Below are 21,712 nucleotides of genomic sequence, written 5' to 3'. Positions count from 1 at the left end.
ATGAATAAGTCGGAGCTAAAATTGCGAACAATTTTTATTACAGGCTGTTCAAGTGGAATAGGGCATATTTCGGCCATTGCATTAAAAAAGCGAGGTTATCGTGTTATTGCTTCGTGTCGAAAATTATCAGATCAACAAAAGCTCATTGAACAAGGATTCGAAACAGTGCTTCTTGATCTTGATAATCCAAAATCTGTCAAGCGGGTTGCTCAAGAAGTTTTGGATTTAGCAGAAGGTAAATTATATGCGTTATTTAACAATGCTGGCTTTGGGGTATATGGGCATTTATCAACCGTCAGCCGTGAACAGTTAGAATCTCAATTTTCCACCAATTTTTTTGGAGTGCATCAGTTGACGCAATTATTGCTTCCTGCCATGTTTGAACAAAATGAAGGACGTATTATTCAAACAAGCTCAATTGTTGGTATTGTTGCAACGCCGGGACGAGGTGCTTACTCAGCCAGTAAATATGCTTTAGAAGCCTGGTCTGATGTACTGAGATTAGAATTAGCAAAAACCAATATAAAAGTGTGTTTAATTGAGCCTGGACCGTTAAAAACATCTTTTTCAAATAATGTTAATCAAACGGTGCAAAAGGATATTGTAAAAAACCCACCTATTGCAAAACGATTTACTTTACCAGCAGAGGCAGTTTTGCCATATTTATATCATGCACTTGAACACCCAACACCCAAAATACGTTACAGGGTCACAAATATTACCAAGATAGCAGCAATTGCCAAACGTTTGCTTCCTGATAGATTAATGGATAAAATTCTACGAAATAAATAAACCAATATTGTTAGGACACTATATGCAAAACCAATTTATTTTTGATGTTAATGAACAAAATATTCAAAAGATCATTGAAGAATCATCTAAATATCCCGTATTGTTTTATTTTTGGTCTGCTAGAAGTCCAAATTATGAAGCGATGACTCAAACATTAACTAAATTAGCTAATGAACATCATGGGCAATTTATTTTAGCCAGTATTAATTGCGATGAACAACAAATGTTAGCAGCTCAATTTGGTTTACGGGCGCTCCCGACAGTTTATTTATTTCAAAATGGCCAACCAGTTGATGGTTTTCAAGGCCCACAACCAGAAGAAACAATTAAAGAGTTTTTAGTCAAGTTTTTACCCAATGAAGAAGAATTAAAACTTATTGAAGCGCAAAACCTGTTTAATGAAGCAAAATATGAACAAGCTTTACCTTTATTAAAACAAACTTGGAAAGCACTCAACGATCACCTTGGAAAACCAAGAACTGATATTGCATTAATGCTCATAAAATCTTACATAGAATTAAAACAACTGAGCGAAGCAAAAGAAGTACTTGCAACTATCCCTTTACAAGATCATGATTCTGTTTATCATGGCCTGCAAGCTGAGATAGAATTACTTGAGCAAGCAGCTAATTCGCCAGAAATTCAACAATTGCAAGATCAATTAACTAAGCAACCAGATAATACTGCTCTCATGATTCAACTAGCCTCGCAATTAATGTCTGTCGGACGTCATGAGGAAGCGCTTGAATTACTTTTTAACCCATTAACGAAAGATCTCAACGCTGGAAAAGGTCAATTGAAACAAGCATTACTTGATTTACTTGCTGCGTTGGGAACCAATAATCCATTAGCTAGTGCATATCGTCGTAAGCTTTATACATTATTGTATTAAGATTTATAAAGATAAAAGATTCAGCAATATTTTATTGTTGAATCTTTATCATTCTAGTGTTCAATAATACGAGGAAAGTCTTCGTTACTACGCAATGTTAAGATTTCAACACCATTATCAGTTACTAAAATAGTATGTTCATACTGTGCAGAAAGACCATGATCTTTGGTTTTGACTGTCCAGCCATCTTTCATGGTACGGGTACGCCAATCGCCTGTATTTATCATAGGTTCAATAGTAAAAGTCATTCCAGGTTTTAAAATTACACCACCATCATCAGCGTCATAATGTAAAACTTGAGGTTCATCATGATAGACTTCACCAATACCATGACCACAATATTCTCGAACTGAAGAAAAACCAAATTTATCGACATATTTTTGAATCGTTTTACCAATTTCTTTTAAACGAATGCCGGGTTTTATAATTTTAATCGCCTCATAAAGGCTTTCTTGTGTGACTTGGCATAATTTTTCACCTGCGATAGTTGGCTTACCAGCAATGTACATTCTAGAAGTATCACCATGATAACCATCTTTGATAACCGTTACATCAATATTTAAAATATCACCTTCTTTTAACTTTTTGTCAAAATTTGGAATACCATGGCAAACCACATCATTGATTGAAATACAAGTGGTGTGTTGATAGCCACTATAGCCAATATTAGCTGGAATAGCTTTTTGGACATTAACAATATATTCATAACAAATTTTGTCTAGTTCACCAGTACTAATGCCCGGTTTAACATAAGGTTCAATCATTTCTAATACTTCAGCTGCAAGTTTTCCAGCTATTCGCATTTTTTCAATTTCGACGGGGGTTTTTAACTTTATAGACATTAAATTTTTCCTGTAATATTAATGACAATATCCTATCATACCCCGCTATTTCGTCAAATCATACCGGATGATTAATTATGCATTTTACTTATATTCTTATAAAATTTTGTAAAAAAGTTTCAGGAAAGTATGTGTTTTAGTATAAAATAAAATCTTATATTTATTTTAATACCGTTTTATATATATAATTACTCATTATAAAAAAGGGTTTTATCGCAATGCAATGTCGTTTTTATCAGCAGAAAAAATGTTTATCTTGTCAGTGGATGGATAAGCCCTATCATACACAACTAGCAGAAAAACAAAATAATCTGTTACAACAATTAACTCAATTTAAACCTAATGACGTTGCAGCTCCGTTTGCTAGTAATGAATTTGCTTTCCGTAATAAAGCAAAAATGGCGGTGTTAGGCACCGTTGAAAGACCTATTTTAGGGATACAAACAGATAATGAGATGGTCGATTTATGTGATTGTCCTCTTTACTCAAATAGTATGCAAAACATCCTAAAACTTATTCGAACTTTCATCCGTAAACAGGGGCTTGTACCTTATAATATTAATAAGCGGAAAGGAGAGTTGAAATTTGTTATAGTTACTGAAAGTAAAGAGAATGATAAAAGCTGTTTTATGCTGCGATTTGTTTTAAAATCGCATAAATTTGTCGAGAAAATAAATAATTCTTTTAAACAATTACAAGACAAAATACAAAATTTAAAGGTCATTTCAATTAATATCCAACCTAATCATGCGGCTATTTTAGAAGGAGAAGAAGAGTTAGTTTTAACTGATACCTCATTTTTGCCAATGACATTAAATGGCGTTCCTCTTTTTATTAAGCCTAAAAGTTTTTTTCAAACAAACAGTTATGTTGCCAGTAATCTTTATAAAACAGCAAGTGACTGGGTCACAAATTTATCTATTCACTCAATTTGGGATTTGTTTTGTGGTGTAGGTGGTTTTGGCTTAAGTTGTGTTAGTCTTAATTCTGAAAGTGTTATCCAACTGACAGGTATTGAAATTAGCTCAGATGCAATTGAGTGCGCAACTCAATCAGCAGAAAAGTTAGGCTTTAACCAATTATTTTTTAAATCGTTTGATGCCACACAATATGCGACAACTCAACAAAATGTACCTGATTTAGTGCTACTTAATCCTCCAAGACGAGGAGCTGGCAAAACACTTATGCAGTATTTGGAGCAAATAGCACCTAATTATATTATGTATTCAAGTTGCAACTTATGTTCATTAATTGATGATTTAACATTATTATCAAATTATCAAATCCAAAAAGTGCAGTTATTTGACATGTTTCCACATACCTCGCATATGGAAGTGTTAGTTTTATTACAAAGGAAAGATAAATAATCCAATAATAAATGCTATAACGTAATATTCTATGCAATAGTTGGTCTTTTAAAACGAAGTCAAACATTTAAGTTTAATTTATCTGTAATAAAAATAAAAGATTACGGTTTTATTAATGACTTTTCTCCAAGATAAATTTTTTTTATTTTAAGGGTTGTCATAAATTGACCCACCGTTAATATTAAATTATGTTAATATAAAAGTATTAAATAATTTCATTTTAAGGAAGCGAAAAATATGATTCCTGATGTCTCAAAAGCACTTAATTGGTTAGAAAAACACTATACCATTTTACAAGGTATTCAACGTGGTATTGAACGTGAAACTTTACGCATTTTGCCTGATGGATCATTGTCGAAAACGCCATTTCCTTCGAAAATTGGTGCAGCATTAACGCATCCTTGGATAACAACTGATTTTGCCGAATCGATGTTAGAATTTATCACACCAGTTAATACCAATCTTGATTATATGTTAACGTTTTTACGGGATTTGCATCGTTATGCTAGCGTAAATATTGGTGATGAAATGATGTGGCCTTTAAGTATGCCTTGTTTTGTTGCAAATGAGGAAGATATTATCCTTGCGCAATATGGTACTTCTAATGAAGGGCTCTTTAAGACGATTTATCGTCAAGGGTTAAAAAATCGTTATGGTGCAATGATGCAGACTATTTCGGGTGTTCATTATAATTTTTCGTTACCAACTGCATTTTGGCAGGCAAGAGAAGGTATAAAAAACACCGAAGAAGGTAAAGCAGTTATTTCTGAAGGTTATTTTACCTTAATACGTAATTATTATCGTTTTGGTTGGGTTATTCCTTATTTATTTGGTGCATCACCATCGATGTGTTCTTCATTTATCCAAGATCCACAAAAAGCCCAAACCTTTATTGAACAAACAAATGGTAATTGTTATTTACCTTATGCAACCTCTTTAAGATTAAGTGATATTGGATATACCAATAATGCCCAAAAACAGCTTGGTATTACTTTTAACCATTTAGATACATATGTTGCAGGACTAAAACGTGCAACGCAAACAAAATCAATAGAATTTGCCAAATTGGGCATTAAAATTGATGATCATTATCGTCAATTAAATGATAATGTATTGCAAATTGAAAATGAATTTTACGGGCCAATTAGACCTAAAAGAGTCGCAATGATAGGGGAGTCGCCGTCGGATGCACTTTTACGTGGTGGTATTGAATATATTGAAGTACGCGCATTAGATGTTAATCCATTTTCACCGGTGGGGATTACTGAAGAACAGATACGATTTATCGATCTGTTTTTAATTTGGTGTGCGCTAGCACCAGCACCTGAAATGAGCAGTCAAGAACTTGAGTGTGCCAAATTAAATTGGAATAGGGTAATAATGGAAGGACGAAAACCAGGGCTTGAGATCGGTATTGGTTGCAATAGCTATCGAGAACCTTTGGCCAAAGTTGGACACCAATTATTCGAAGATTTATTACGTGTTGCTGATGTTTTAGATCATCAAGATAATAAGCAGAGTTATCGTAATGTTTGTGAGCGTTTAGATTTAATGTTTGAGCAACCTGAATTAACTTTATCAGCTAGAACACTACAAGCAATAAGTGACTTAGGGACAGCAAAATTTGGTTTAGCTTTAGCAAGTCAATATAAAAAACAACTTATGGCTGAACCTTTAGCATTATTAACTGAAAGTGATTTTGTACAACAACGCAATTTATCTATTGAAAAACAAGTAAATAAAGAAAAAGGTGATACTTTGTCTTTTGATGAATATTTGAAGAAAAAATTGAACCAAAAAAATGTTTAAAAACCGATATTATACTTTACGATATCAGGCAAGCAATGAAGTGGGCTTGATCTTGCCTAATCAACAAATAATAGTTAATAAACCGTTAATTGATCAAACACCATTTTCGATTTTAGTTTGGAATATTTTTAAACAAAAAAGAGCTAATTGTATTAATATACTCAAACAATATGCTGATAAAACTAAACTAATTTTATTACAAGAAGCCCAAGCAACATCACCGTTGCTTAATTTTATTTCACAACATAATAAAATTGCAGATCATGTCCCAGCATATTGTTTTAACGATATTTATGTTGGAGTAATGACAATTTCTAATTCATTACCAACCTCACTTTTTTCTTTTAGAGAAAGGGAGCCATTAATCCGTGTATCTAAATCTGCTTTGATTACTATTTATCCTATTAGTAATTCCAAACAGCAATTATTAGTTGCTAATATGCATGCTGTTAATTTCAGTATTGGAGTAAAAGCCTACCGACAGCAAATGCATATGCTATTAAATCGAATAAAAGAGCATAATGGCCCTATTATTTTGGCGGGTGATTTTAATGCTTGGAGCAAGCAGCGATTGCATTTGTTGTATCAATTTGTACGTTCATTTGAACTTAAGTCAGTTAATTTTTCAGTTGATATGCGAAAGACATTTATGGGTAGGCCGCTTGATTTTGTTTTTTATCGCGGATTACAACTTAACACAGCTGAAATTATTAGCACAACCGCATCAGATCATAATCCATTATTAGCAAATTTTAGATTGGATTCGCATTGGCAAGATTAATTGTTAAGACATCACCTTCTTGGACTCTAGAATTTTTTAAATTATTCCATTCCAATATATCGGTAATTTTCACGCGGTAATTTTTAGCTATCGAATAAAGGCTATCTCCAGCTTTGACAAGATAAGCAATTTTTCTTACATTTCTTGCGCGATCATCTTTATTAGTAATTCTGTTGTATTGAATTGAATCTGAGCTATTAAATTCAAATGGCATATTACCATGTGGAATATCTTGTAAAAGTTCGGTAATTTCATTTGCAACAAGATTTTCTGCTTGTAACTTTTTAAATAAAGTTTCAGCATGAGCATAAGGAATAAGTAAATGGAAAGGCCCACTTACAGTTTGTTTCACATATCCTGCATTATATGACGTTAGCTCATTGAGTGATATTCCTGTGTAATTTGCAATTTTAGCTAATGAAATATTTTTTGACATATCAATTCTAACAAGTGAATTTTCATAATTACAATCAGGTAACTTTATACCATAGCGTTTATTATTTTTAACAATATCAATTATTGCTAAAATCTTAGGGACATAATGCATGGTTTCCGTTGGTAAATCTAGCGACCAATAATTAACAGGTAACCCTTTTGCTTGATTTTTTTCAATAGCTCTTCTTATACGACCTTCCCCCGCATTATAAGCGGCAAGTGTTAATAGCCAATCGCCATTAAAACGATTATTTAAATTCTGTAACAATGAAATTGCAGAGTTAGTGGAAGCTATTAGATCGCGACGTGCATCAAATGAACTATTGTGTAGTAATCCATACTCTCTCGCTGTAACTGGCACAAATTGCCATAATCCTGCAGCTTGTGCTGGTGATGTTGCAAGTGGATCATAAGCACTTTCGATAAGAGGGATTAAGGCCAGTTCAACTGGTAAATTGTTTTTATAAAGTTGATTGATAATGTAATAAACGTAAGGCTCAGAACGTAAGGCAGTCGCTTCGAATCCTTGAGGATTACGTAATAAACGCTCCCTTTCAGCTATAACTCGGCTATTTTCAGGCACATTAACGTCAATTTGATTAAGCATAAACTGCCAAGGGTTTTGAGTTATAGATACATAATTACTGGAACTATTTCTATTATTTTTCGCTGTATTTTTTGAATACTTTATTCTAACAACAGCATTATGTCGTGGTCCATGATTTTGACATGCGACTAAAAATGAACATAATATTGTAAATATTAATAATTTCTTCATTATATTGTTAATTTATTCGTTGTTTTAAGCTGCCTATTATAACTAAAAAATATCCTTTTGGCTTCTAAAAAAAGCAAACAACTCTAACTCACTGTTAAAATTAAATTTATTTTGCAATTTTTTTTCGTCACATCTTAAAAAGATATTGATTTGTTTTTCATTTAATAAAGTAGATGGTAAGGACATCGATTTTTTAGCAATAAATTTTAAATATTTATTAATATATTCATCTTCTGGAATCATATTTTGCGCAAACTCTAAATTGGATAAAGTGTATTCGTGCCCAGCACAAATAAGTGTTTCATTGGGTAAATTTTTTAATTTATTTAATGAATCTAGCATTTGTTGATAAGTACCTTCAAAAACTCTTCCACAACCAGCTGAAAATAAAGTATCACCAGAAAACAAATAAGGGCAACAATAATAAGCTAAATGCCCAAGAGTATGTCCTGGTACTGTTATAACATCAAAGTTAAAATTACCAACACATATATTAGTTTGATTAATAAGATGATTGATTGGTAAATCGATTTCACGAGAACCATAAACCTCTATATCCGGATATCGAGTTTTTAATTCTTTCACACCGCCAGTGTGATCAATATGGTGATGGGTTAGTAAAATTCCAATAGGTGATAATTTATGTTTGTTAAGATAATTAATCACAGGCTCGGTTTCACCAGGATCAATAATCACGGCTTGATTATCTGTATTAGTTATAATCCAAATATAGTTATCTTTTAAAGATGCAATGCTATTAATTTGATACATATTAGTTTTTTACCATCAGTTATGAGTTAATTCTTTAAATTAAAAGCAATTAACCTTATTTAGGTTGAATAAAAAATGTTTTATTTCATAAATTAATTATGTATAGATATTTTCAAATATTGTGTCTTGCAAAGTAGGGGATTGAGCTTGGGTTTTAGCTATAATATCACAACGTTCGTTTTCAATATGTCCAGCATGACCTTTGACCCAAATCCACTCAATTTGATGTTTTTTAACAGCATCGTCAAGCCTTATCCATAAATCAATATTTTTTACTGGTTGTTTATTAGCTGTTTTCCAACCATTTTTTTTCCAACCGTGTATCCAATTGATAATTCCATTTCGTAAATACTGACTATCGGAATATAACTCAATTTGACAAGGCAGCTTTAATTGTTCTAAAGCAACAATTGCAGCTAATAATTCCATTCTATTATTCGTTGTTTTAAAAAAGCCTTCCGATAATATTTTTTCAGTTTGTTTATATTTTAAAATAGCGGCATAACCACCAGGACCGGGGTTACCAAGGCAAGAACCATCTGTATAGATTTCGATTTTTTTTAACATTTTCTGATTTCTTTTATAACTATTGGGGACCTATTTAAATTTGTTGTTTATTTCAATTCAAAATATAATTTAGCAGATCTTTAATTTATTTCCGTTGTTCTATAATTTGAGCAAATTATCAGTTATCTTCATTTATGAAGGTATCAACATTAAAGGGTTTAGATGCTAAACTATACCACTAAAAATGTGTTTCCCCAAAAATTGATATAAAAGAGAAGAAAGTGATACATAATTCCACTCGACAAATCGTATTAGATACAGAAACAACTGGTATGAACCAAGAAGGTAATAATCACTATGAAGGACATAAGATTATTGAAATTGGTGCCGTTGAAATTATTAACCGTCGCTTAACAGGTAATCATTTTCATGTTTACATTAACCCAGAACGTTTAATTGATGAAGATGCATTTAAAGTACATGGAATAAGTGACGAGTTTGTTAAAGATAAACCAAGTTTCAAAAATATAGCACATGATTTTATTAAGTTTATTGATGGCGCTGAATTAATTATCCACAATGCTTCGTTTGATGTGGGCTTTATGGACTATGAATTTCGTCTTTGCGGACTGGATTTTAAAACCGCAGAGCATTGTATTGTGACTGATACCTTGGCTATGGCAAGACGCCTATATCCAGGGAAACGTAATAATCTAGATGTATTATGTGAACGCTATCAGATCGATAATTCTCACCGAACGCTGCATGGTGCATTATTAGATGCCGAGATTTTAGCTGAAGTTTATTTAGCAATGACAGGGGGACAAACGACTTTATCTTTCAGTTCAGAGGATGATAATGCATTTTCATCTGAATTTAATGCAATAAAAAGAGTAAAACGTAACGGTTTGCCTTTAAAGGTAATCAAAGCAACAAAAGATGAGCTTTTTGAACATGAAACTGTTTTAAAAAAAATTGATAAAAAAAGTGGTGGGGCATTATGGAATTTGAACAGGTGATTGCTTTGTAGTCAATTAAACGTTAATTTTAAAAATTTTATTGACGATAATAAAAATAATCTTTAATATCACGCCTACTTTAATGTTCTACATTAAAACTATCAAATAAAGCGGAGCGGTAGTTCAGTTGGTTAGAATACCTGCCTGTCACGCAGGGGGTCGCGGGTTCGAGCCCCGTCCGTTCCGCCAATTCTTTATGAGTATCAATTGATTAAAGAAATCGGTAAAAGTACTTCTCATTGCGGTACTCTTTGTGTCAAATTTGCGACGCTTTTCGATAAAGCATTGTCCGAAACTCCTAACAAATGCCTTGAAGACAAATGAGCATATCTTCTAACAGGTATCAGCTTTATTCCACTCTTCTAAAACCTGTAGTGCGTGTGGATGAATGCCATTCATTGAATGTCTATTTGCCCAAGCATGCAATCTAAGATGGAGTAGATAGTAATAATAATGTGATTGAATTGTCGGATAATCATTGGTTTTTTACATCTGAAATGCTGACAGGGAAACGATTACCAATTCATGATAATGATGAATTCATTTTAGTTGATAACGAATTAATAAATACTAAAACTAGACTAATCTAAAACGCTATCAATTTTCTATATTCTACAGTAGAGTATAGCATCACAAAATCGGCAATGTCATCGTTGTTGACGTTGTGGTATATTTGTGTCAATACCACGCTTTATATAAATTTAATTTACTTTATATTGTGTCACAATCAAATATTGCAATAGATGCAAATCTTTGTTTTTAATTTTTTTTAATTAAATTACCTTTTAGCGTTCTGCCTGTTACGCTGGGGGGCGGGTTCAAGCCCCCATCCGTTTAATCAATTCTTCTTCAATTTTATTGTTAGTAAAAGTAAATAAAGCAATATCATATAACTTTATTACTGGAAATGGGATTATAGGATAAGTTACCCCGTAACGTTTTATGTTTTTTCAACTAACCATTTCCATTCAAAAGGTCTTTCTTGATTTCTATCGCAAGGAGTGGATTCCACATTGCACCGGTTGCACTCATGACGGCATCAGCGCCACTGTTAATAAACTGCTGGTAATGTTCATTCGAGCTGACACCACCCACACCAACAATAGCAAATTTTAGCTCCATTTGTTTACGATATTTAGCAAGTCGACTTACCATATCTAAGCCAGCCCAACGAATTGCATCACCACAAATTCCACCTTCTTTTCTATTTTCACCTAAGGCCGGATTGCCTTTAGCATCAACGGGTTTAGCCGATAATGTATTGATTGCGCTTAAACCATCAATAATCGATCCAACACGGGTTAGTAAAGAAATAATTTTTTCATCATCAGGGAAATAAGCCAGTTTTAAAATAAGAGGACGATCCGGTACAGCAGTTTTAATGGCATTGACAATTCGCTCAACTTTATCTATATCAAAGCAAAGTAGTTTGCTTGCCCCTTCGTTTGGGCAACTTAAATTTGCCTCAAGAATAGGTGCATTGGTTTCTCGAACTAATTTTGCAGCTAAAGCGTAATCTTTTTCTATATCGCCATTACCTTGTGTACCTTGAAAACTACCAATTACACATTGTCCATGACTTGCTGTTTTTACAGCGTCTGCCATATCGGGTTGCCAAATATCGGGTGAAAAAGAAGGCACACCAAATGAGTTGGTTATAGATAGTGGCTGTTCATAATTAGTATCAGCTAATACCGTATCTAAATTGCAAGATAATTCACCTTTAGGATGGACTGCTAAAACATTAGGTAAAGGATGGCATTTATGAAGTTTAGTTCGTACTGTTTTATATACACATAAATCAAATCCATAAGCAAATGCTGCTTTGATGTAATTTGCATTTAATAAAGGCCCCGCTGGCATACCGAATGGTAAATTGACATCAACATTTAAAAATTTTGAGGATTTTGTTGAGATTTGTTGCACTTTATCTAATTGTGTAAAACTTCCAAATGGTCCTTGAGCATAATTATCTTCATAGCTTATACTAGGATTATAAAAAGGTGTCAAAGATTTCATAATATCTCCTGATTATATGTGTTCTTAAAGTAAAATCGATTATTAATTTGCTATAAAAGTAAAAGGTTTTTAAAACAAAAAATCCTCCATAAAGGAGGATTGAAAAGTAGGATGAATAGAGAAGAGAAAGTTGGTTTTGAATCTAATCTGTCAATTGGTATTAAAAACATTACGTTATTCTCTATAGTATTAATTTCTAGTCATTTTATCCTAACAAAATTAAAGTTCAATATGAAAATATGAAAAATATGTAACTAAATGAAAAGGTTACAGTGTTTTTTTTGAGATTTTTAATTATAACTTCTTCACCTTAAGATTTATAGAGTATAAAAAATAGGCAAAATATTATTTTATTTATATCAATAATTTTATAATTAATTAATAAATCTAAAAAAAATTCGTCGAAAAAATGATACACATTACGATTAATGTAGCTAATGAAACTAGAGAACGATTATTTGTAATGTCATCATTACTGATAACTATGAAAGTTAAATATTAATGATTAGGTATATAAAAATGAAAAATGAACATATTTTTAGGCCGATCACCCTACCCAATGGAGTCGAACTAAAAAATTGCATAGTGATGGCGCCAATGACAACTTGCTCTGGTTTTCACGATGGTTCCGTTACACATGATCTGATTGAGTATTATCGCGTAAGAGCTGGCGAAATTGGAACAGTTATTGTCGAATGTGGATTTGTTGATAATAAAGGATTAGCTTTTCCTGGCGCTATTGGTTTAGATTGTGATGATAAGATTGAAGGATTAGCAAAAATTGCTAAAGCTATCAAAGAACAAGGTTCTAAAGCAATTATTCAAGTTTACCATGGTGGTCGAATGGTTGAACCAAAGTTAATTGGTGGTCAATCTCCTGTAGGACCTAGTGCTATTGCAGCTCCACGCCCTAATGCAGCTACCCCAATTGAGTTGACTGCTGATGAAGTGGACGAAATGGTTGACAAATTTGGTCAGGCAGTACGTCGAGCTATTCAGGCTGGTTTTGATGGCGTAGAGATTCATGGTGCTAATACTTATTTAATTCAACAATTCTATTCACCTAATTCAAATCAACGAGATGATAAATGGGGTGGTAACCGTGATAATCGCGCTCAATTCCCTCTCGCTGTATTAGATATTACCCATAATATGGTTAAGCAATATGCAACCCCTAGATTTATTGTTGGATATCGCTTTTCACCAGAAGAGATAGAAGTCCCAGGAATTCGTTTTGATGACACAATGTATTTACTTGAAAAATTGGCTAAAAAAGGGCTAGATTATGTTCATTTCTCAATGGGAACAACGCTTAGATCGTCGATTGTTGATACTCAGGATCCAACTCCTTTAATCAAAAAATATGTTGCAATGCGTTCAGCAACATTAGCTAAAATTCCTGTTGTGGGTGTTGGGAATGTTATTAATCTAAGTGATGTTGATGATGCAATCAACAATGGTTATGACTTAGTTGCGGTTGGTCGAGCCTGCATTGCTTATCCTGACTGGGTAAATCGCATAAAGAAAGGTGAAAAACTAGAACTCTTCATCGATAGTGATAAGCGTGAGGCTCTTAATATTCCTGTACCTCTATGGTATTTTTCTCTTGTTGAAAGCTTGATTCGTGATGTTAATCTTAATGTGAAAAAATTCAAACCCGGTAATTACCAAGAGAAAGTTAATGACGAATCTTATGAATTCCTTATTAATGTTGAATTAGGTAAAGACTTTATTAAAAATATAAAATTAGTGAATGAGAAAGAGTTTGATAATGACGTTTTAGGTAATTTTTCGGTTATTAAAAATAGAATTATTGGTTCAAATAGTCCGCATGTTGATACGATTTCGGGAGCAACTACTCAGTGCGAGGCTTTTAAAAAAGCAGTCACTAAAGCAATGGCAAAATCTAACAAAGCAGCAATTATTGCTGAAGGTGGCAATCCTGATGACCAGTCTTTCGATGTTGTGATTGTTGGTAGTGGGGGGGCAGGTCTTGCTGCTGCTATTCAAGCTCGTGATCTTGGTGCAAGTGTAGTTATAGTTGAGCAAATGTCTGTCATTGGTGGTAATACCAATAAAGCCTCGGCTGGAATGAATGCCGCAGAAACCAAGTTCCAAAAACTCAAAGGTATTGTAGATACTAAAGAACTCTTTTATAAAGAAACCATGACAGGTGGAAAAAATAAAAATAATCCAGCATTATTACGTTATTTTGTTGAAAACGCACCTGATGCCATTAATTGGTTAGATGAAAAAGGTATTGAATTAAGCAATATTACAACAACGGGTGGGATGAGCATCGATCGCACTCACCGTCCAGAAAGTGGTGCCGCGGTAGGGGGATTTTTAATTAGTGGCCTAGTAAAAAATATTAACAAGCGCGCAATTGAAGTGATGCTTGATACTAAGATTACTGAAATTGCAACCGAAAACCATAAAGTTGTTGGCGTTAAAGTTTTAGAAGAAGATGGTTCAACTCATGTTATAAAAACTAAAGCAGTTGTTATTGCAACGGGAGGATTCAGTGCCAATACTGCCATGGTTGAAAAATATCGTCCAGATCTCAAAGGCTTTGTCACTACCAATCACAAAGGCGCGACTGGTTCAGGTATTATGATATTAGAAAAACTTGGTGCAGGAACTGTTGATATGGGGGAAATTCAAATTCATCCAACGGTTGAACAAACAAGTTCATATTTAATTTCTGAGTCTATTCGAGGTGGTGGCGCAATACTTATATCACAAAAAGGTCAACGATTTGTTAATGAACTTGATACAAGGGATAAAGTATCAGCTGAAATTATCAAATTACCGGAACATTATGCTTATATCTTGTTTGATCAACAAGTTCGTGATGAAAACAAAGCTGTTGAAGAATATATTTCAAATAAACTTGTAACCCAAGCAAGCACCATTAAAGAATTAGCACAACAATTATCGATTGACGGTAACACATTAGCTAAAACTGTAGAACGTTACAATCAGTTTGTCATCACTAAACACGATGAAGATTTTGGTCGAACAACAGGAATACGTTACCCAATTGAAAAAGGTCCTTTTTATGCAATAAAAATTGCGCCTGGAGTTCACCACACCATGGGCGGTGTAACTATCAATACGCAAACACAAGTCTTAGATGCAAATAAAAATATCATTCAAGGTGTTTTCGCAGCAGGCGAAGTTGTGGGGGGCGTACATGGCGCTAACCGTATTGGTGGTAATGCGGTTGCAGATATCATTATTTTTGGTATTCAAGCGGGTACCAAAGCTGCTGATTATATTAAAAGTTAATTTTTCTATGATTATTTGTGCTTGTTTAACATGGTAAGTTCGAGCTACGAATATACTCAAACTTTAATGGGAACAACGGTTTCATTAACGCTCTTAGAGCCTAATGAAACCGCTGCACATACGGTTTTTCAAACCATAAAAATGCTTGAGGATAAATTGACCGTTAATAGGTCTTTATCTGAAGTTATGTCAATTAATTTAGCTGCAGGAAAACACGCCGTTACTGTGAGCCAACCAGTTTTTTCTTTAATTGAACAAGCTCAAAAAGTCAGCCTACATTTTAATAGTTGCTTTAATCTTGCCATTGGTCCTTTAGTTAAGATTTGGAAAATTGGCTTCAAAGGTTATAAAGTTCCATCTGCCAAGTTAATTAAACAACAACTATTATTAATTGATCCTAAAAATATCGAACTTAATGCAAACAAACATTCCGTTTTTTTAAAAAAGCAAGGAATGGAAATTGATTTAGGTGCAATTGCTAAGGGGTACATTGCCGATGTCATCAAAGTGGTTTTACATGAACAGCAAGTGTACCAAGGCATTATTAACTTAGGTGGAAATGTATTAACATTAGGAAGCTCCTTAACGGATAAAAACGGCTATTGGCATGTAGGACTTCGAAAACCGTTTTCAACTCATAATAAGCTGTCTGGAATTATCAAAGTTAAAAATAAATCGATTGTGACATCGGGAATTTATGAGCGTTTTTTTATGCAAAACGATCATCTTTATCATCACATATTTAATCCCCAAACAGGCTATCCATTAGACAATGAATTAGAAAGCGTGACAATAATTTCAGATTCCTCATTGGAAGGCGATATTTATTCAACTGTTTTTTATGGATGGGGGCTTGATAAAAGCAGTAAATATTTACAAAAACATCAAGACTTATCAGCGATATTTTTGTTAAAGAATAAAACAATAGCATTAATAAATCCTGATAACTTTATTTTTCAAAAGATTGATACTCAATACAAAATAAAAGCAGATTGATTATTTGATTTGCTATCAAAAAGGGTTTTAAAAAAATACTGATTTTATTAGTCTTTTTAAAAATTCAGTTTTGTAAGGTTAGTTAATATATAAACTTCCCCACAAAAGTTGTCAGGAAAGTAATTGATTTTATTGAAATTTTTAGAGTTGTTTAAAATAGAAATCATTTTAAATAAAAATAACAACAAAGTAAATGGTGGCATAATTGTTACTGAATCAACTCTTATAAATTAAATAATATTTAAATTTAAAAAGGAAAACACTATGAACGTAGTCAAGAAACCGCCAGTGAAATGGCTGCCACTTATAATTATTGTGGCATTTTCAGCGATACTCTGGTTGTTTGTATCACCACCTGAAGGTATTAGCCAAGAAGGTTGGCAAACCAGCATTATTTTTGTGGCAACAATTGCCAGTATTGTAGCTGAAATAATGCCTATTGGCGCAATCGGCCTATTAGCGATTACAATTTTTGCTGTATTGAGACCTTCTGGTGCAATAACCGCTGCTGAATCGATAAAAGTATCGCTAAGTGAACTAAATAGCAGCCTTATTTGGCTAATTGTTATTGCTTTTATGATTGCCCGTGGCTTTATCAAGACTGGTTTAAGTAAACGCATTGCCTATTATCTTGTTAAGATTTTAGGTAAAAGTACATTGGGGCTTGCTTATGGTTTATCTGTCACTGATATTTCTTTGGCGCCAGCTATTCCAAGTACAACAGCACGTGCTGGTGGGGTTATTTACCCAATAGCAGAAGCTTTAGCAATCAATTTTAATTCTAACCCCAAAGATGAGTCAAGAAACCGCATTGGTACATTTTTAATGTTAACGATTAGCCATGTTAATGATATTACCTCGGCAATGTTTTTAACAGCGTTTACTGGCAACTTATTAGCCGCTAAATTAGTTACAACATCGTTGGGTATTACATTAGGCTGGGGACAATGGTTTGTTGCAGCAATTGTGCCATGCTTAGTTTCATTTATTGTGATTCCTTTGGTTATTTACTTTTTAACTAATCCAGAATTAAAAAGAACACCAGAAGCCCCAAAATTAGCCACTGAAGAATTAAAAAAAATGGGGGCAATTAAAGCTAAAGAGATCATTATGGGTGTTACGGTTGTACTATTGTTAGCACTTTGGATTTTTGGCAAAAACTTTGGTATTGATTCAACAACCACTGCGTTTATTGGTTTAACTATTTTGATCTTAACTGGTGTATTAAACTGGGATGATATAAAAAGTGAAAAAGCCGCTTGGGATACATTAATTTGGTTTGCTGCATTACTCATGATGGCAGGTCAAGTTAATAAACTTGGGGTAACAAAATGGTTAGGTGACACAATAGGTAGTGCAGTGCAAGGTCATTTAGGAGAAAGTAGTTGGGTATTTATATTAGTTATTTTATGTGTTGCTTATGTTTATTTACATTATTTCTTTGCAAGTGGAAATGCTCATATAGCTGCATTATTCCCTGTTTTCTTATCGATTGCTATTACGCTTGGCGTACCAACATTAATTGCAATTTTTGCTTTGGTTATTTGTACTAACTATTTTGGATCAATTACACAGTTTGCCAATGCTCGTAATCCATTGTTATTTGCTGAAGGGTTTGTGCCAGTAAAAACCTGGTGGAAAGTAGGATTTATTTGTAGTGTTGTAAATTTGATTATCGTATTTACTGTCGGTATTTTATGGTGGAAAATTATTGGCCTCGGTTAATAATTAGCTGATAGTTCTTTTACTAATTAATGTATATACCGCCATATTGATTGGCGGTATTTCTATGTATAAATATAATTTTTATAGCCTAGCAAATTGCAATTGATAATTCCCAATCCTCAATCATTTTCCAATATTTTTGCTCTTGTTCTAAATCAAGTAATATCAATTTATTATTTTCAACAAATTCTTGGTTAACTTCTAAGGTCACTTTGGTTAGTTTACTTTTTGATAATTCCAATTGAAACGCCTGTAAATCGAGTTCAGCATTTCGTTGATTGTTTATCAAGATAGATAATCTAAGGATTTGCATTAACGATATTATATATTTATATTCAAACAAGCTAAAATAAGGTAATTCATCAATGTTGATCGACTTTCTATGATAACGAACAAGAGTAGATAAAAGTAATTGTTGTTCTTCATTAAATCCTGGCAAGTTACTATTTTGTAAAATATAACTTGAATGTTTATGAATTGAAGAAAAGTTAATTTTTAAACCTACTTCATGTAACTGAGCGGCCCAATATAATATAGATTCAAGGCTGGATGGAATCGTGATTGTTGCTTGTTGTTGCCATTGTGCAAATAAATATTTTGCAGTTTTAACAACTTGTTTTGCATGGCGTTGATCTATGTTGTAATGTTCTAAAAGCGATTGTGCGGTGTTTTGTCTAATATCGCGATAATTAGGTCCATCAATCAACTCGTAAAGCACGCCTTCTCGTAAAGCACATGAACTAAACTGTAAGGCCTCTATCCCCAGCGCATTAAAAACACCGCTAAATATAGCTAGCCCACTAACAAATACGTTTTTCCTTTCATTGGAAAGCGAAGGGTAATTAATATCGTGAAAAGATTTAAATTCCAAAACATAACTAATTAAATCATCAAGTCTTTTAGGTGTGATAATACCATCACTGACACCAAGATCTAATAAGATATGATAAATAGATTTAATGGTTCCAGACGTTCCAAACGCTGCTGTGATATTCAATTTTTTTATTCTATTGATCATGCTTTCTATTTGCTGTTCAGCAGCAAGTTTTGCTCGTTGAAATAACACCGCATCAATTTTTTGTTCATAAAAAAATTGTTTTGTATAAGTTACACATCCCATGGGACGACTAGCAACAATTAAAGGGGTTAAATCATTCCCTTTGCCTATCGCAATTTCAGTAGAACCGCCGCCGATATCTATCACAAGTTTTGTATCGGTTGGCGATGTTGATTCTGCTGTCATGGTGCCTAAATAAATAAGACGAGCTTCTTCTTGGCCTGAAATAATTTCAACAGGAAAAGGGAATACTTTAGCCGCTGCCATTAAAAATTTATGTCTATTTTTTGCCACCCTTAAAGTATGCGTTGCGACAACACGAACATGTTCGGAAGGAAATCCATTTAATCGTTCGGCAAATAGCGCAAGGCATTCTACGCCTTGCATAATGCTTGATTCACTAAGTTCTTTATTGGCATTAAGCCCAGTGGCAAGATGAATATTTTTTTTATTTTTATAAATAATTTGTATGGCACCATTAATGACACGGGCAATAACCATATGAAAACTATTTGAACCAAGATCCACTACCGCATATTCATTGAATTTATTCACTTAAAAATCCTTATTCAATTAATTCTAACTGCCTCAAATAATCATAAATAGCATATTGGGCTCTGATTTTTTTCTTATTACCTCTTTGCACATAATTGTTAACCGCATCTTTATCAATAATACGAGCTTTTACATTATCATTGCACTGTATGTCAAAGATACTATGGATAGTTGATTTTATTATTGGATCAAAAATTTTTACACCCACTTCAATACGGTTATCTATATTACGGGGCATCCAATCAGCAGAAGAGATATAAGTATCTTTTTTTCCATCATTTTCAAAAATATAAACTCGTGCATGCTCTAAAAACTGATCAACAATACTTGTGACAGTAATATTTTCACTTAAATTAGGAATTTGCGGTACTAATACGCAGGTTCCTCTTACTACCATCCTAATTTTTACGCCAGCACAAGACGCTCGATATAATTGATCTATCATATCTTTATCGGTTATTGCATTGAGTTTTAAATAGATACCTGCTTTTTTACCAGCTTTGGCATTATTTATTTCTTGTTCGATAAATTCATAGAATCGTAAACGTGTATTTTGTGGGGAAACAAGTAAATAATTGAATGACACAGGTTTAAATGGATTTTCGATAAAATTAAATACTTTTTTAACTTCATCTGTAATTGCGGGATCTGCCGTTAATAATGAAAAATCAGTATAAACTCTTGCGGTTCTTTCATTGAAATTACCTGAACCAATATGAGCATAACGAACAATTTCACCATGTTCTTTACGATCAATTAAAAACAATTTGGCGTGGATCTTTAGTTTTGGTTGTGAATAGATGACTTTAATTCCACTACTAATTAAGCGTTTAGCCCATTTTATATTGGCTTTTTCATCAAATCGGGCTTGTAATTCAACCACTACGGTAACTTTTTTACCATTATTGGCAGCATTAATGGCTGTGTGAATAAAACGTGAATCTTTCGCAACACGATAGATATTCATTCTAATATGTGTAACAGAAGGATCAAACGAGGCTTGTCGCATGATTTCTAGTACATGACCAAAAGAATAGTAGGGATAATAAAGCAACACATCTCGCTCTTTAATCGTATCAAATGCATTACGAAATTGTTTAAAACGATTATAACTTAAGCTTGGAATTTTTTTATTTAATAGGTTCTTTTGCCCAAAATCAGGAAATTTAACAAGATCTTTAAAATTAGGATAGCGTCCACTAGGCATTGCGTCTTGTTCGGTTAATCGTAATTTATTAATCAATAATTCAAATAATGCTTTTGGCATATCTTTTTGATAAGTAAAACGCACAGGCTGTGCAGTCAAACGTTGTTTTAAACCTTGAGACATAAGCTCAAGTAAACTGTCTAACTCAGTGTTTAACTCGTATTCTGCATCTCTGTTAATATTAATTGAGTAAGCATTTAATTCTTTCGCATCAAAAAACACTTTAAAAATATCGGGTAAACAGTAACGTAATATGTTGTCTAAAAAGATGATTGATTTATTTTTAGTTGAAACTTCTGAAGGTAATAATACAAAGCGTGGAATATTATCTGTCGGTAGCTCAAGTAGAGCATAACTAATGTTATCTTCACAACTAATTTCTACAGCCAAATAGGCATGATCATCTTTTAAAAATTGTATAAGTTCAGTATGACTATCAAGTAAAATAGGTGTGATGTATTGTCTAAGATTTTCTTTATAATAATTTTTTATCCAATTTTCTTGATAAGATGAAAGTTGCCTTTCGTTAATCAAAAAAATTTGGTTTCTGGCCATTTCTAATAGTAGTTCATTATAGAGTTGATCAAACTGTAATTCTAATTGAATAACTTTTTGATTTACTTGGCGCAATAAGTTTTTAGAGTTAGATGAAGTATGCGTTTGTTCTTGTTCAATAAGTACATATTTTTTTAAGTTAGCAAACTGTACTTTATAAAATTCATCAAGATTACTGGAGTATATACCTAAAAAACGTACTCGCTCAATGAGCGGATTGCTTTTATCTGCAGCTTCTTGTAAAACTCTCTGATTAAAAGATAACCAACTAAGTTCTTTAGGTAAATATACTTTTTCTTTAATCATTTTAGTCT

At 33.0% G+C, this 21,712-nt stretch carries 16 protein-coding genes and 1 tRNA gene; 10 read left to right on the top strand and 7 right to left on the bottom strand.

Features of this window, described 5'->3' with window-relative positions; genetic code table 11:
• Positions 1 to 792, top strand: coding sequence for an SDR family oxidoreductase (locus tag A9G22_RS08745; protein WP_065586057.1), 792 nt, complete (start codon positions 1 to 3; stop codon positions 790 to 792).
• Between the two features lie 22 nt (positions 793 to 814).
• Positions 815 to 1,684 carry a co-chaperone YbbN gene (locus A9G22_RS08740; protein WP_075508722.1) on the top strand — a complete coding sequence of 290 codons (870 nt, stop codon included), beginning with the start codon at positions 815 to 817 and terminating at the stop codon, positions 1,682 to 1,684.
• A gap of 53 nt (positions 1,685 to 1,737) precedes the next feature.
• Here the strand turns inward: A9G22_RS08740 and map are convergent, their stop codons facing one another.
• Positions 1,738 to 2,526 (bottom strand): type I methionyl aminopeptidase, encoded by a 789-nt coding sequence (gene map, locus A9G22_RS08735; RefSeq protein ID WP_065586059.1) that lies wholly within the window; start codon positions 2,524 to 2,526, stop codon positions 1,738 to 1,740.
• Positions 2,527 to 2,744: 218 nt separating this feature from the next.
• Between map and rlmC the strand changes: the two genes are divergently transcribed.
• The 3 genes from rlmC (at position 2,745) to A9G22_RS08720 (ending at position 6,483) form a co-directional block, all read left to right on the top strand.
• Entirely contained in the window at positions 2,745 to 3,893 is a 1,149-nt protein-coding gene (gene rlmC / locus A9G22_RS08730; RefSeq protein ID WP_075508721.1) for a 23S rRNA (uracil(747)-C(5))-methyltransferase RlmC, read from the top strand.
• A gap of 237 nt (positions 3,894 to 4,130) precedes the next feature.
• Positions 4,131 to 5,702 carry a glutamate--cysteine ligase gene (gene gshA, locus A9G22_RS08725; protein ID WP_075508720.1) on the top strand — a complete coding sequence of 524 codons (1,572 nt, stop codon included), beginning with the start codon at positions 4,131 to 4,133 and terminating at the stop codon, positions 5,700 to 5,702.
• Positions 5,695 to 6,483, top strand: coding sequence for an endonuclease/exonuclease/phosphatase family protein (locus A9G22_RS08720; protein WP_075508719.1), 789 nt, complete (start codon positions 5,695 to 5,697; stop codon positions 6,481 to 6,483). Before gshA ends, A9G22_RS08720 begins: the two co-directional genes overlap by 8 nt.
• On the opposite strand, the gene A9G22_RS08715 is transcribed toward A9G22_RS08720, so the two are convergent.
• From A9G22_RS08715 to rnhA, 3 genes are all read right to left on the bottom strand, one after another.
• Positions 6,455 to 7,525: a transglycosylase SLT domain-containing protein gene (locus tag A9G22_RS08715; RefSeq protein ID WP_065586063.1), complete on the bottom strand. Its 1,071-nt coding sequence runs from the start codon at positions 7,523 to 7,525 to the stop codon at positions 6,455 to 6,457. The genes A9G22_RS08720 and A9G22_RS08715 overlap by 29 nt on opposite strands.
• 213 nt (positions 7,526 to 7,738) lie before the next feature.
• Positions 7,739 to 8,467, bottom strand: a complete 729-nt coding sequence (gene gloB, locus A9G22_RS08710; RefSeq protein WP_065586064.1) for a hydroxyacylglutathione hydrolase — start codon at positions 8,465 to 8,467, stop codon at positions 7,739 to 7,741.
• Positions 8,468 to 8,563: 96 nt separating this feature from the next.
• The gene (rnhA, locus tag A9G22_RS08705; RefSeq protein ID WP_065586065.1) at positions 8,564 to 9,034 is read right to left on the bottom strand and encodes a ribonuclease HI; all 471 of its coding nucleotides are present in this window, start codon (positions 9,032 to 9,034) and stop codon (positions 8,564 to 8,566) included.
• A 221-nt stretch (positions 9,035 to 9,255) separates the two neighbouring features.
• On the opposite strand from rnhA, the gene dnaQ reads away from it, so the two are divergent.
• Together dnaQ and A9G22_RS08695 are read left to right on the top strand one after the other, a co-directional pair.
• A complete protein-coding gene (gene dnaQ, locus A9G22_RS08700) occupies positions 9,256 to 9,993 on the top strand; it encodes a DNA polymerase III subunit epsilon (RefSeq protein ID WP_065586066.1) in 738 nt (245 codons plus the stop codon).
• Between the two features lie 112 nt (positions 9,994 to 10,105).
• Positions 10,106 to 10,182, top strand: a tRNA-Asp gene (locus tag A9G22_RS08695).
• Between the two features lie 765 nt (positions 10,183 to 10,947).
• Here the strand turns inward: A9G22_RS08695 and A9G22_RS08690 are convergent.
• Positions 10,948 to 12,012, bottom strand: coding sequence for a dihydroorotate oxidase (locus A9G22_RS08690; RefSeq protein ID WP_065586067.1), 1,065 nt, complete (start codon positions 12,010 to 12,012; stop codon positions 10,948 to 10,950).
• A 519-nt stretch (positions 12,013 to 12,531) separates the two neighbouring features.
• Between A9G22_RS08690 and A9G22_RS08685 the strand changes: the two genes are divergently transcribed.
• The 3 genes from A9G22_RS08685 to A9G22_RS08675 all read left to right on the top strand — a co-directional run bounded on the left by A9G22_RS08685 (position 12,532) and on the right by A9G22_RS08675 (position 18,024).
• The gene (locus A9G22_RS08685) at positions 12,532 to 15,303 is read left to right on the top strand and encodes a flavocytochrome c (RefSeq protein WP_075508718.1); all 2,772 of its coding nucleotides are present in this window, start codon (positions 12,532 to 12,534) and stop codon (positions 15,301 to 15,303) included.
• A 30-nt stretch (positions 15,304 to 15,333) separates the two neighbouring features.
• Entirely contained in the window at positions 15,334 to 16,299 is a 966-nt protein-coding gene (locus A9G22_RS08680; RefSeq protein WP_075508717.1) for an FAD:protein FMN transferase, read from the top strand.
• 264 nt (positions 16,300 to 16,563) lie between these two features.
• Positions 16,564 to 18,024 (top strand): DASS family sodium-coupled anion symporter, encoded by a 1,461-nt coding sequence (locus A9G22_RS08675; protein WP_075508716.1) that lies wholly within the window; start codon positions 16,564 to 16,566, stop codon positions 18,022 to 18,024.
• 88 nt (positions 18,025 to 18,112) lie between these two features.
• Here the strand turns inward: A9G22_RS08675 and A9G22_RS08670 are convergent, their stop codons facing one another.
• Both A9G22_RS08670 and ppk1 read right to left on the bottom strand, forming a co-directional pair.
• Positions 18,113 to 19,582, bottom strand: a complete 1,470-nt coding sequence (locus tag A9G22_RS08670) for a Ppx/GppA phosphatase family protein (RefSeq protein WP_081296902.1) — start codon at positions 19,580 to 19,582, stop codon at positions 18,113 to 18,115.
• A 64-nt stretch (positions 19,583 to 19,646) separates the two neighbouring features.
• Positions 19,647 to 21,704: a polyphosphate kinase 1 gene (gene ppk1 / locus A9G22_RS08665; RefSeq protein WP_065586072.1), complete on the bottom strand. Its 2,058-nt coding sequence runs from the start codon at positions 21,702 to 21,704 to the stop codon at positions 19,647 to 19,649.
• Between the last annotated feature and the right edge of the window lie 8 nt (positions 21,705 to 21,712).

Origin of the sequence: Gilliamella sp. App2-1 (assembly GCF_001690255.1) — a bacterium.
Taxonomy (GTDB): Bacteria; Pseudomonadota; Gammaproteobacteria; order Enterobacterales; family Orbaceae; genus Gilliamella; species Gilliamella apicola_G.
The sequence above is the reverse complement of the archived record's forward strand: the minus strand, read 5'-3'. Positions and strand labels throughout refer to the sequence as shown.